General features: G+C 71.2%; 12 protein-coding genes and 1 tRNA gene. 3 read left to right on the forward strand and 10 right to left on the reverse strand.

The features are described 5' to 3' along the window. Positions 1 to 369 precede the first annotated feature (369 nt). The 3 genes from ABZZ79_RS04920 to ABZZ79_RS04930 form a co-directional block, all read right to left on the reverse strand. Positions 370 to 1,623, reverse strand: a complete 1,254-nt coding sequence (locus ABZZ79_RS04920; RefSeq protein ID WP_356686519.1) for an ATP-binding protein — start codon at positions 1,621 to 1,623, stop codon at positions 370 to 372. Further along, entirely contained in the window at positions 1,620 to 2,462 is an 843-nt protein-coding gene (locus tag ABZZ79_RS04925) for a hypothetical protein (protein WP_356686521.1), read from the reverse strand. The genes ABZZ79_RS04920 and ABZZ79_RS04925 overlap by 4 nt, the downstream gene beginning before the upstream one ends. Positions 2,463 to 2,931: 469 nt before the next feature. After that, complete coding sequence (locus tag ABZZ79_RS04930; protein WP_356686523.1) at positions 2,932 to 3,438, reverse strand: protein phosphatase; 507 nt, start codon at positions 3,436 to 3,438, stop codon at positions 2,932 to 2,934. 105 nt (positions 3,439 to 3,543) lie between these two features. On the opposite strand from ABZZ79_RS04930, the gene ABZZ79_RS04935 reads away from it, so the two are divergent. Then, positions 3,544 to 4,350, forward strand: coding sequence for a nuclease-related domain-containing protein (locus ABZZ79_RS04935; RefSeq protein ID WP_356686525.1), 807 nt, complete (start codon positions 3,544 to 3,546; stop codon positions 4,348 to 4,350). A gap of 29 nt (positions 4,351 to 4,379) precedes the next feature. Here the strand turns inward: ABZZ79_RS04935 and ligD are convergent, their stop codons facing one another. After that, on the reverse strand, positions 4,380 to 5,261 hold the full coding sequence (ligD, locus tag ABZZ79_RS04940) for a non-homologous end-joining DNA ligase (RefSeq protein WP_356686527.1): 882 nt from the start codon (positions 5,259 to 5,261) through the stop codon (positions 4,380 to 4,382). Positions 5,262 to 5,320: 59 nt separating this feature from the next. Here ligD and ABZZ79_RS04945 point away from each other — a divergent pair, with 59 nt between their 5' ends. Next, positions 5,321 to 6,418 carry a Ku protein gene (locus tag ABZZ79_RS04945; protein ID WP_356686530.1) on the forward strand — a complete coding sequence of 366 codons (1,098 nt, stop codon included), beginning with the start codon at positions 5,321 to 5,323 and terminating at the stop codon, positions 6,416 to 6,418. 71 nt (positions 6,419 to 6,489) lie between these two features. On the opposite strand, the gene ABZZ79_RS04950 is transcribed toward ABZZ79_RS04945, so the two are convergent. The 6 genes from ABZZ79_RS04950 to ABZZ79_RS04975 form a co-directional block, all read right to left on the reverse strand. Next, positions 6,490 to 7,686 carry an acyltransferase gene (locus tag ABZZ79_RS04950; protein ID WP_356686532.1) on the reverse strand — a complete coding sequence of 399 codons (1,197 nt, stop codon included), beginning with the start codon at positions 7,684 to 7,686 and terminating at the stop codon, positions 6,490 to 6,492. A 502-nt stretch (positions 7,687 to 8,188) separates the two neighbouring features. After that, complete coding sequence (locus ABZZ79_RS04955) at positions 8,189 to 8,536, reverse strand: hypothetical protein (protein ID WP_356686534.1); 348 nt, start codon at positions 8,534 to 8,536, stop codon at positions 8,189 to 8,191. A gap of 4 nt (positions 8,537 to 8,540) precedes the next feature. Then, positions 8,541 to 9,578 (reverse strand): SEC-C domain-containing protein, encoded by a 1,038-nt coding sequence (locus ABZZ79_RS04960; RefSeq protein WP_356686536.1) that lies wholly within the window; start codon positions 9,576 to 9,578, stop codon positions 8,541 to 8,543. A gap of 559 nt (positions 9,579 to 10,137) precedes the next feature. Then, positions 10,138 to 10,551 (reverse strand): PIN domain-containing protein, encoded by a 414-nt coding sequence (locus tag ABZZ79_RS04965; protein ID WP_356686538.1) that lies wholly within the window; start codon positions 10,549 to 10,551, stop codon positions 10,138 to 10,140. After that, positions 10,548 to 10,811: a CopG family transcriptional regulator gene (locus ABZZ79_RS04970; RefSeq protein ID WP_319347539.1), complete on the reverse strand. Its 264-nt coding sequence runs from the start codon at positions 10,809 to 10,811 to the stop codon at positions 10,548 to 10,550. The genes ABZZ79_RS04965 and ABZZ79_RS04970 overlap by 4 nt, the downstream gene beginning before the upstream one ends. Positions 10,812 to 11,025: 214 nt before the next feature. Further along, positions 11,026 to 11,097, reverse strand: a tRNA-Arg gene (locus tag ABZZ79_RS04975). A gap of 108 nt (positions 11,098 to 11,205) precedes the next feature. On the opposite strand from ABZZ79_RS04975, the gene ABZZ79_RS04980 reads away from it, so the two are divergent. Continuing rightward, positions 11,206 to 11,736: response regulator (locus ABZZ79_RS04980; protein ID WP_356686678.1), on the forward strand; the 531-nt coding region annotated here is incomplete at its 3' end.

The raw sequence follows: 11,736 nt of genomic DNA on the forward strand, positions 1-11,736 counted from the left end.
TCTGACTGGCGTTGCCGTTCGGGTTGGCGTTGCCGTTCTGACTGGCGTTGCCGTTCGGGGTCCAGTTGCCGCTCTGGCTGGAGTTCCCGTTCTGGCTGGCGTTGCCGTTCGGGTTGGGGTTGCCGTTCTGGGTCCAGTTGCCGGTCTGGTTGGAATTACCGTTCTGGTTCGCGTTGCCGCTCTGGCTGGAGTTTCCGTTCCCGCCCGGGTCGTCCTTCGCCACGGCGGGAGTGGCGGCGGCCGTGGCGGCGAGGGCGGCGGCGGTCAGGGATATGACGAGGCGGGAGCGCAGGGACATGTGGACCTCCATGAAGCAGACGAAAGCTGACTAATCGCCACGTTAGGAGCCACGCCCAGGACCCGCACGCGTTAGTGAGCCAGGTGAGCAACCGCCTCTTCGGGCAGCCGCAGCAGGGCGACGGCCCCGCCGTCGGCCGCGTTGGAGAACCCGAGCCGCGCCCCCAGCACCTCCGCCTGCCCCAGCGCGATGGTCAGCCCGAGGCCGTGCCCCCGCGAACCCCCCTCGGTCCGGAACCGCTGGGGTCCGTGCTCGACGAGGTACTCGGGATACCCGTCCCCGTGGTCGCGCACGGTCACGACCGGCCCGTCAACGGTCAGTTCGACGGGACCCCGCCCGTGCCGGTGCGCGTTGGCCACCAGATTGCCGAGCACCCGCTCCAGCCGCCGCCGATCGGTCTCCACGGTCACGTCCCGGACGATCCGCACCTCGGTCGCGTCGCCCGCGCCCCGCACCACCCGCCCGGCCAGCGCGCTCAGCTCCAGGGTCTCCAGGTCCAGCCGCTCCCGCCCGGTGTCCAGCCGGGAGATCTCCAGCAGGTCCTCGGTCAGTGTGCGCAGGGCCGCCACCCGGTCGCGCACCAGCTCCGTCGGCCTGCCCGGCGGCAGCAGCTCCGCCGCCGCGTGCAGCCCGGTCAGCGGGGTGCGCAGCTCGTGGGCGACGTCCGCGGTGAAACGCTGCTCGGCCAGCAGCTTGCCCTGGAGCGAGGCCGCCATGGAGTCCAGCGCGGCGGCCACCGCGGCCACCTCGTCCTGCGGGCGCCCCGGGTCCTGGGAGCGGCGGTCGTGCACCCGCGCGTCCAGGTCACCGGCGCTGATCCGGCGGGCCACCCGCGCGGTGGCGTGCAGCCGCCGGGTCACCCGCTGCACCGCGAGCGCGCCGACCAGCAGGGTCGCCCCGATGGCCAGCATGGAGGACCACAGGATCGCCCGGTCCAGGCCGTCGATGGTGCGGGCCTGCTGCGAGTAGTCGACCTGGACGGCCAGCGCCCGCCCGGCGTCGGCCGGGCCCGCCGCCCACATCGTGGGCCGGCCGCGGTGGTCGGCGACCATCGTGCCGCGCTCCCCGCCCGCCGCGAGCGCCCGCAGCCGCGCGGGCAGCCCCTCGGGGTCCACCCCCGCGCCGGGCATCGGCGTGTCCCCGGTCTCGTAGGCCTCCGCCGCCTGCTCCAGCCGGTCGAGCGCCAGCTCGCGGGCCTGGCCGACGGTCTGGTTGGTCACCGACACATGGACCAGTACGCCGAGCAGCGCGGCCAGGGCGCAGCACATCACCGTGATGAACACGGCCGTCTTCGCGGCGAGCGTGCCGGGCGGGGTGAGCCTCATCGGGTGGCCGCCGGGCTGGAGGCCGCGGGGGGCGTCGCCGAGCGCGAGGACATGAGGGAAGGGGAAGGGGACGAGGTCGGGGAGGAGGACGAGGACGAGGACGGGTACGGGGACGAGGAAGGCGAAGGGGAGACGGCCGAGCGCGAGGGTGTCGGGGCGGTGGACCCCTCCCCGATGCGCAGCATCTCGTCCTGGGTCAGCAGCATCGCCTTCTGGTCCGGGTCCCAGGTCCACTGCAACCGGTACTCGTACCCGGCGACCTCCGAGGGCGACCGGACGATCACCGAGTGCCCGGCCAGCTCGACCCGGCTCAGCGCGTCCTCGTAGTGCATGACCTGCACCAGCCGGTGCCGCTCCACGGTGTACACGCGTACGGCGGTCAGCGTCCCCGGCAGCTGCCGGAAGCCCAGGGTCAGCTCGTCGCGGCCGTCGCCGGTGAGGTCGCGGTAGTACGGCCGCAGCACCGGGCAGCGGCCGTGGCCCGCGCCGTCCGCGCAGTCGGCCATCCGCCGCGCGGTCTCGCGGTACGTCGCCTTCTCGCCGGCGTACTCCTTGGGGCTGCCCTCGATCTCCGCCCGGACGATCGCCACGGGGTCGACGTCGCGGATGCCGTCCGCGACCCGTACCCCCTTGATCACCTTCGTCTCCGCCTCGTCGAAGTCGAACGCGGGCGACGAGGCGGGCGCCAGCTCGGGCCACAGCCGGGCCGGACCGGTCGCGGTCGGTGTCGCCCCGGCCGCGCGCAGCCCGTCCGCGTCACCGCAGCCGCTGACCAGCGCGAGCACGGCGACGGCCGAGGCGGCGAGAAGAGCCCGCGAGGGGCGGCGAAGGGGCGGCACGGGACTCCTGCTGATCGGGACGGCGGTGGGCCCCGTACACCTTATTAACGTGTAAGGACGGGCCCCGCACTCGATGCGCCGGGGAACTCGTCGGCCCCGGCCGGTGCGGCGTGCAACCCGTGGGCCCCGGCCGGGTGCGGCGTGCAATCCGTGGGCTGGCCGGGTGTGGCGTGCATCTTGTCGGCCTCGGCAGGACGTGCCGGGGACTCGTCGGCTCCGGCAGGACGTGCCGGGGAACTCGTCGGCTCCGGTCGGGCGCGCCCCGGAACGGGAGGCCCTGCTCCGTCGCGCCCCGGAACGGGAGCCCCTGCCCTGACACGGCGCGGAACGGGAGGCCCTGCCCCGACGCGCCGCGAAACCCGGCCACCCTGCCCCGACGCGCCGCGGACCTCCTCCACCCCGTCTCGTTGCGGGACGCAACCGCTCCACCCCGTCTCGTCGCGGGGCGCAACCGCTCCACCCCGCCCGGCTACTCCGCCAGCTCCTCCAGCAGCCGGGCCGTCGGCAGACCGGCCCGCAGGTAGTCCTCGAAGAGTTCGTTGTGCAGGGCCCAGGGCGAGCGGCGGGCCCGGACGAGGCGGATCGCGTCCTCGGGCGAACGACCCCCGCGGATGAGCGCGTGGGCGACGACCAGGCCCGAGCGGTTGTAGCCATGGAAGCAGCGCACCAGCACGCGGCGGCCCGCGTCCAGCGCCTCGCACGCCGCCTCGGCCAGCCGGATCACCCCCGCGAGCTGGGTGCCGTCCAGCGGCCCGTCCGGGATGGGCCAGACATGGTGCTCGACCCCGCTGTCGGGCCCGTGGCCCGGCAGCCGCAGCAGTGTCTGCACGAGATCGAACTCGTCGCGCACCACCGCGTTCTCCAGCCGCCCCGCGCGCCCCCGGAACTCGTGCCCGCCCATCCACAGGCCGGGCACCACCTCGTTCCAAGGGTGCTGCGGAGCGGGTACGTCGGGTTGCTTCCTACGGGTACGCAACGGCGCCTCCCCAACCCCGGGACCTGCCCAACTACTCTCAAATGTAATCGGGTTCTTGCCCCTGGAGCACCCTCCCTGTTCCCATGGTCGAAGGGGTGATGCTGCATGACCTCACTGCGCGTCGTACCGACCTGGCGGCTCGGCCGTGAGCGGCTCTACGTCTGCCTCAGGGACGGCCGTACCCTCGCCTGGTACGACCGGGAGGCCGGCCGGGTGAACCTGCTCGGCGAGGACCGCCGGGAAGACGTCCTCAAGGCCCTCGGGCCGTTCGTCACCGGCCCCGTCACCGTGGGGCCGCCTCCGCCGCCGACCCCCGCCGAGCTGGCCCGGCTCGCCCTGCACCCGGACGACGACCTGGCGCCCAACCGCCCCGGCGAGGCCATCCTGGTCTCCCTCGACCGCGACCCCGGCCCGGCGCACCGGCTGCGGAACGACCCGCGGCGCCGGGCACTGCTGGCCGAGCAGGCGGTGGGGGCGGCGCTGGACGGGCTGGACGGGGCCGGCTGGCACGCCCTGCACTCGGTCCCGCTGCCCGGCGGGGCCCGCATCCACCACCTGGCGATCGGGCCGGGCGGCGTGTTCGCGGTCCACGCCCTGTACGCGCGCAAGCTGCGGGTACTGATCGCCGACCCGGAGGTGACGGTTGGCAGATCGGAGGCGGGCCCCCTGCTGCGCCGCGTCCGTATGGAGGCGGACCGGGCCTCCTACGCCCTGACCGCCGAGGTACGCCCCCTCCTCGCCCTGGCCGGCCCCACCGCCCGGCTCACCGTCTCCGTCCCGTCCCGCGAGGTCCGCGTCGTCGAGGACGCCGACCTCGGCGGCCTGGCCCGGCTGGGCGGCGCACTCAAACCGGCCGACGTGGAGGCCCTGCACGCGATGGCCAGGGACCGGCACACCTGGGAGCGGCTGTAGGCCGGGGGCAGCTACGGCAGCTACGGCAGCTACGGCAGCTCGCCCGCGAGGTCCGCGTCGAGCAGCGGCGCCAGCAGATCGCCGTGGTCCCGCAACCGGGGCCCTAGGTCGGCCGCGCCGAACACCAGCTGCTCGGGCGCCCCGCACCGCTCGATCTCGGTCCAGGTCACGGGCGCGGACACGGTCGGCTCCCGCCGGGCCCGCAGGGTGTAGGGCGCGGCGGTGGTCTTGCGCCCGGCGTTCTGGCTCCAGTCGACGAACACCTTGCCCGGCCGCAGGCTGCGCGTCATCCGGTGCAGGGCCAGCCGGGGCATGGCCCGCTCCGCCTCCAGCGCGAGCGCCTTGGCGTAGTCGGACACCTGCGCGGAGTCGGCACCCCGTACACCCGCCAGCAGATGGAGCCCCTTGGAGCCGGAGGTCTTGGCGTACGCCTCGATGCCGTCGGCGGCGAGGCGCTCGCGCAGCCACAGGGCGACCTCGCAGCAGTCCACGATCGTGGCGGGCGCCCCGGGGTCGAGGTCGAAGACGATCCGGTCGGCCTCGTCGGGCGAGCCGACCAGCCATTGGTGGGTGTGGAACTCGGTGACCAGATTGGCCGCCCACATCAGCGACGGCAGGTCCTGCACGACCACCATCCGGGCCGGGCCCTCCGAGCGGGGCACCTCGGAGGTGGTGACCCAGTCGGGCGTACCCGGGGGCACGTTCTTGGTGAAGAACACCTGTCCCTCGGGTCCGTCCGGGTAGCGCAGGAAGGAGACCGCCCGGTCCCGCAGATGCGGAAGCAGCGCCTCGGCGGTCGTGGCGTAGTAGTGCAGCACCTCGCCCTTGGTGAACCCGGTCGCCGGATACAGCACCTTCTCCAGGTTGCTGAGCGCGAGCCGCCGTCCCTCCACCTCCGTGATCGGCGTCATACGATGAGAATCACACGAAATCGGGCGATATCGCCTCGTTGCCTCGAAAGGTGCTGCACGTGCGATCGATATGGAACGGCGCCATCTCCTTCGGTCTGGTCAGCATCCCCATCAAGCTGGTGAACGCGACCGAGAGCCACTCGATCTCCTTCCGCCAGATCCACACCGAGGACGGCGGCCGCATCCGCTACCGCAAGTTCTGCGAGCTGGAGGAGCGCGAGGTCACCCAGTCGGAGATCGGCAAGGGCTACGAGGACGCGGACGGCTCGATCGTCCCGATCACCGACGAGGATCTGTCCCACCTGCCCATCCCGACGGCCCGCACCATCGAGATCGTCGCCTTCGTGCCCGCCGACCGGATCGACCCCCTCCAGATGGGCGCGGCCTACTACCTGGCCGCGGGCGGCGCGCCCGCGGCGAAGCCGTACACCCTGCTGCGCGAGGCCCTCAAGCGCAGCAACAAGGTTGCCATCGCCAAGTACGCCCTGCGCGGCCGCGAGCGTCTGGGCATGCTGCGAGTCGTGGACGACGCCATCGCCATGCACGGGCTGCTGTGGCCCGACGAGGTCCGCGCCCCCGAGGGGGTGGCCCCGGACTCCTCGGTCACGGTCCGTGACAAGGAACTGGACCTCGCGGACGCCCTGATGGACACCCTCGGCGAGGTCGACCTCGACGATCTCCACGACGAGTACCGCGAGGCCCTGGAGGAGGTCATCACCGCCAAGGCCTCCGGTGAGGCGCTCCCGGAGGCCTTCGAACCGGCCGAGTCCGGCAAGGTCCTGGACCTCATGGCGGCCCTGGAGAGCAGCGTCCGCGCGGCGAAGGAGTCCCGGGGCGAGCAGCCGGCCGACGCCGAGGTCACCCACCTGCCCAAACGCCGGACGTCCTCCCGCGCCCAGCCGAAGGAGCCGGCCGGCAAGAAGTCGACCGCGGCGAAGAAGACGGCCGCGAAGAAGACGGCCGCGAAGAAGACAGCCGCCTCGGCGAAGAAGTCGACGTCGAAGACGGCGCAGGGCGGCAGGAAGAAGACCGCGGCGAAGAGCACGTCGACGGCGAAGAGCACCTCGACCGCCAAGAGCAGCACGAGCGCGAAGAGCGGCACGAGCGCGAAGAAGACGGCGGCGAAGAAGTCGACGACCCGCAAGCGGACGGCGTGACGAGGGTCTGCCTGGGCCCCGACGCCCGACCGTCCCGCCGCCTCAGCCGCGCCTCGACCCCCCGGTCCCGCTCACCCCGACCTCGGGACCGTGGTTGTCCGGGGCGTAGACCGTGAGCCCGGAGGCACCGGACTCGAACGACGGGACGGGGACGGCAAGGAGACGGAACGGGCGCCGGAGCCACCTTCACCGCGAACCCTGTCGAAAGCCGCCCTGAGGGAGAGCTTGAGCCGCCGCGAGACGGGCCGCTCCACCCAGCGGTGCACCAGATGGGAGAGCACGAGCATGGCGGCGACGGTGGCACCGAGCAGGACCCAGTGGCCGACCGAGCCCTGGAAGCGGTGGAAGACCTCCCAGCCGATGGACTCGTGGAGCAGGTACAGCGGGTACGTGAGCGCACCGGCCGCGGGCAGCCAGCGCCAGCCGACCCGCCGGAACCACCCGAGGGCGACCCCGGCCATCACGACGTAGAAGACAGCGACGACGACGGTGACGCCCCAGCCGGGGATGTTGTGCCCCACGTGCTCCAGCGTCCGGCGCCAGGTCTGCATCACGGTGTGCTGCCCCATGGCGAAGGACAGACCCACGATGCCCCACAGCAGCAGGTCGGGCCCGAAGCGGTGCATGAGATAGAAGGCCAGTCCGGCGATGAAGAACCAGCAGTGCGGCACGACGAGCAGGTCGTCCAGCGGGCTGATGTCGTACCCCCCGGCGAGCAGCGCGGCGGTGGCCCAGAGGCAGCAGAAGGCGACGACCCGCCGATAGGTCACCCCACGCCACACCACCAGCGCGAACAGCAGATAGAAACGCAGCTCGGCCCAGAGGGTCCAGTACACCCCGTCGGCATGGTCGACCCCCATGGGCCACTGGAGCATGGTCAGGTTGACCAGCACATCGCGCCAGGGCAGCGGGTCGACACCGCCGGCCACGACGGCGGCCACGGCGGTGGTGGCGAGCACGCCGATCCAGTAGGCGGGGTACAGCCGGATCACCCGGGAGACGAAGAAGTCCGGGAGGGTCCGCCCCCAGCAGCTCATGCAGATGACGAACCCACTGATCATGAAGAACAGCTCGACACCGAGCCACCCGTAGGCGGAGGGCCGGAAGACGACCGGGAACAGCCGCGCCTGCGACCCCTCCCAGCCCTCCCCGAAGGCGATGTAGTGGTAGCAGACGACCATCAGCGCAGCCACGAGCCGCAGCCCGTCCAGCACGACGATCCGCTCCCCGCCCGCCTTCGCGTGGGCGGCCCTCTTGCCTATTCGCACTTCAGTTCTCCAGGACACGTACAGAAAGACCCCGCGTCCAGCTATGGCCGGCAGGGGTCTTCAGGCACCTCATCTGCGCACACGGCTCCGGCGGCCAGCGGTGGCAGGACCTTCAGGCCCTCTCACCTGCGACGGAAGCCAAGGCGTGCGCCTCGCCGGGCAAGGTTACTACGCGCCTACCAGGCGGTAGGTCTGCCGGGCGTCTGCTCCTGGCGGGCTGGTGGAGCTGATCGCGCAGAGCCTGGATCTCCTCCCCAGTGACAGGACCGTGCTTCGGCCCAGACCTGCCGGGGCCTCGGCGGAAAGCACGGGACTCGCGAACCGGCCCTGCTGCCCGATGGACTCGGGGCATCTCGAACGGCACCCGCATTGCACATACGCGAAGACCCCGTCCTCAGCGAACTCGCTGATGGCGGGGTCTTTGGGCACCTCGTCAAGGGGAAATGCCCTATATGTCATGCAAGTGTGCGAGTCGGGTTGGCGCGATGGAGGGGCACGGTCATTACGGTGCCCAGCGGCGGAATGCCTCGATCCACTCGAAGCCCTGGGGTGGAGGGTCGGGCAGAGGCAGGTCCAGCAAGCCGATCGCCTGCCGGTGTGCGCTGTGGCGGCACAGCGCCACCACTCCAGTTCCGGGCCGCAGATCGAGGTCCTCCACCACTACGTCCACGCCCAGCACCCGGGTGTTGAAGGGCAGCGCGAGCCGGTCGGTGAGGACCGCGTGGAACCCGGCCAGTTCCTCATCTTCGCCGTAAGCATCGACCGTGGCCTCCTCGACCATCGTGTCGAGCTCCCGCTCCGGTATCGCGCCCACCAGCAGCCCCACTCTCCCCAAGTGCCTTCCCGCCATGGCGTCAGTTCTTCGTGGGTGCACCGCAGCACTTCTTGTACTTGCGGCCCGAGTCGCACCAGCACGGACCATTGCGCGCCGGCGGCCACAACAGGACAAGCTCGGGATGTCCCGTCAGGGCGTACCACTCGCCGAAGGCACGCCGGGTCTCCGCCGCGTCCGCGTCACGGGCTTGCCCGCGTGTGTACGCCTCGAACTCGGCGAGGGTGGCGCTGACCATACGGACATGGGCGGCACCGGCGTCGCTGTACGCGCGCGCTTCGCGCTGCAGCCGCTCCGCGTAGGTGTCGTAGTCGTCGCCGTAGTGGGCGGTCGACTCCGGCCAGCGGGCGCGGACGGCGGTGAAGTCCTCGCGGACCCAGCGCAGCACGATCCCGTCGAACGCCTCCCCGTCCTCGGGCACGTCCACCGACGGCCTCTGTGACAGCGTCTCCAGCAGTCCCTCCCGGAACTGCGCGAAGGAGGCGTTCGCCTCGGCCTCTGCGGCGAGATCGTCCTCGTCAAGCTCGATTCCCAACTCGCCACGTAGGAAGCCGCGGTCGATGAGCAGCCCGTGCCGGTACTCGACCGCCTGCGGGTTGTCGTCGTCCGCGGTGACGAGGTCCAGGCCCGCCTGGCACCACTCAAGTGCCCTCTCGTACCGCCCGGCCTCAGTCAGCGCCTCGATCATGTCGTTGATGACCCGAAGCCGCGCCGCCCCGGCGCGTTCGGTATCGAGGCGAGCCCGTAGGTCGTCTTGGGCGCGCTCGGCCTCCTCCGCGCGGCCCAGCGCGTACAGCTGGTCGACGATGCCGACGTGGGCGTCGAGACGGTACTCGCCGTCGCATGCGGCGGCGCGCCGGAACAGAGACAGCGCCGCCTCGGCCTCGCCGTGTCGGACCGTGAGCCATCCGGCGTCTACCAGCGCCCGTGGCTCCTCCGGGGCATCGGTGTGCTCATCCGCCCAGCGTTCGCACGCGGCGGCGGACGGCTCTCCCTGCTGGGTGCCAAGGAAGGCTTCGTAAGGGGTTGTTGGGGCATCGCGGACAGCGAGTTCGGTCACAGGGAAACCCTACCGAGAAGCAATGCGTCCCGGTGCGTGCGGCACCCCTCGTGGAACACGCGCTCGCCTTGTCCGGCCCACGTGCCAGTCGCCGTCGTCTGTACGGCGGCCCCGGTCTTGCGCGCGACAGACGGCTGTCCGGGGACGCATGCTGATCTTGCCGTATCCCGGCGGCGCCACATGATCCGCAGCCGTACGTACCCCTGGAGATGGTGCGCGTCCCGACCAAGTGCCCCTGGACGCCTCGGAAGTCATCGACGGCGTGGTCGACCACCTGCTGCACGTCAGCTTCGACGAGCGCACGGTACTGCGGCTGACCGCCGCGAAAGTGAAATGCCCTGTTTGGTCGTCTTGTGGCGAACTTCAGTCTGATGCTCGTCAGCACCACGGTATGGGGAGGCGTTTCGGGGCGAGCGGGCAGGTCCTACGGCTTCTCGTCCTGATGGCCGGGGGTGTGTGCCCATACCGAGTTTCCGGCTTCCGGGGGCCGATGACTCAAGGCCGGCCCGGCTGTATGCGGGCGTGGGCATCGTCATTGATCAGGCGGGGTGGTGTGCCCTCAGATCTTGATGACGGTGACGCGCCCGTGGCAGAGCGCAGCGAGGTCCTCGGGGTCAGAGGTGAGAACAGTGACGGGTCCGGGGGCAGCCAGCGCCGTGGCGCTGAGCATGGCGTCGATGGCGTACTTGTGGCCGTGCAGACCGACGTCGGCGAGGAGGGCGGCGGCGTGACGGGCGATGGGCTCGGTGACCGGTTCGATGACGAGGCGGGACAGGGTCCATTCCAGCGCTGGGCGATTGATCCGTGGGTGGATCACTTCCACGAGGGTGGCTGCGGAAGTGATCACCCGCAGGTCGTCGGCGCGGGCGAGGGCGAGCCAGCCGGTGACAGTACGGTCGCGCAGGACGGCCTTGGCCAGCCCTTCGCTGTCGAGAACCAGGGTGCCGCCGGGGGTGGCGGGGGAGGGGGTCACGCGGCGTTCGCCCCGCCTTGGGTCTGCTGCTCTCGGGCTTGGTGGAGTTGGTCGCGCAGAGCCTGAATCTCTTCGTCGGTGATGGGGCCGTGTTCGGCCTCCGCCACCGTGATGAGTTCGTTGAGGTTGTCCCGTTCGATCTGGCGGGCGACGGCTGCGGCGACGTAAGCGGACAGTCCGGAGGGGCCACTGCGGGCCTTGGCGGCTTCGGCGATATCGCGCGGCATGGTGATCGAGTACTTGCCGGTAGGCTCACTCATGCTACCTATCCTGCTACGCATCCTCCTCTGCTGGATAGGGCTGGCTGAAGCTTCCCCTTGATGTTGGACACCTGGAGACTCCAAGATCCCGTCCACGCCTCGTCCACAGACCCCGACATACGCTCGCTTCGAGCGGCATGCGGCTGCATAAACACCAAGACCCCGCACTCAGCGTTTCCGCTAGTGACGGGGTCTTCGGGCACCGTATTACGGGTGCCCCCGGCAGGATTCGAACCTGCGCACACGGCTCCGGAGGCCGTTGCTCTATCCCCTGAGCTACGGGGGCGTGTCGGTTGCGGAGCGTGTTGCTCGCGGCGACGGGTAGAACACTACCAGCTCTATCGGGGTGGTCATCAACGGGTTTCCGGGTGGCGCGGAGTGTCCCTCGCGGGGGGTGGAAGTCGGGAAAAGCCGGACGCGATGGCCGGTCTGGACCTACTCTCGGCTTGTGCCAGGCGCGTCGGGCCGGGTGCTTGTTGTGGACGACAACAAGGTCATCCGGCAGCTGATCAGGGTCAACCTCGAGCTGGAGGGCATCGAGGTCGTGACCGCGGCCGATGGTGTCGAGTGTCTGGATGTCATCCATCAGGTCCGCCCCGACGTCGTGACACTCGATGTCGTCATGCCCCGGCTCGACGGTCTGCGGACCGCCGCTCGGCTGCGCGCCGACCCGCGGACCCGGCACCTCCCTGTAGCCATCGTCAGCGCGTGCACCCAGTACGAGGTGGAGACCGGCCTCGACGTCGGCGTCGACGCGTTCCTCGCCAAGCCTTTCGAACCGAACGAACTCGTACGGCTCGTGCGGCAGCTGATCGAGCGCAAGGCCCCCCGCGAGCGGCAGGAGGGCGACCGGGGGATCGACGGGCTCGACGACATCGATGACGCCGGCGGGGCGGCCGCCGCCTACGGCAGTGCCCTCGGTAGT

Origin of the sequence: Streptomyces sp. NPDC006458, assembly GCF_040612135.1 — a bacterium.
Lineage (GTDB): Bacteria > Actinomycetota > Actinomycetes > Streptomycetales > Streptomycetaceae > Streptomyces.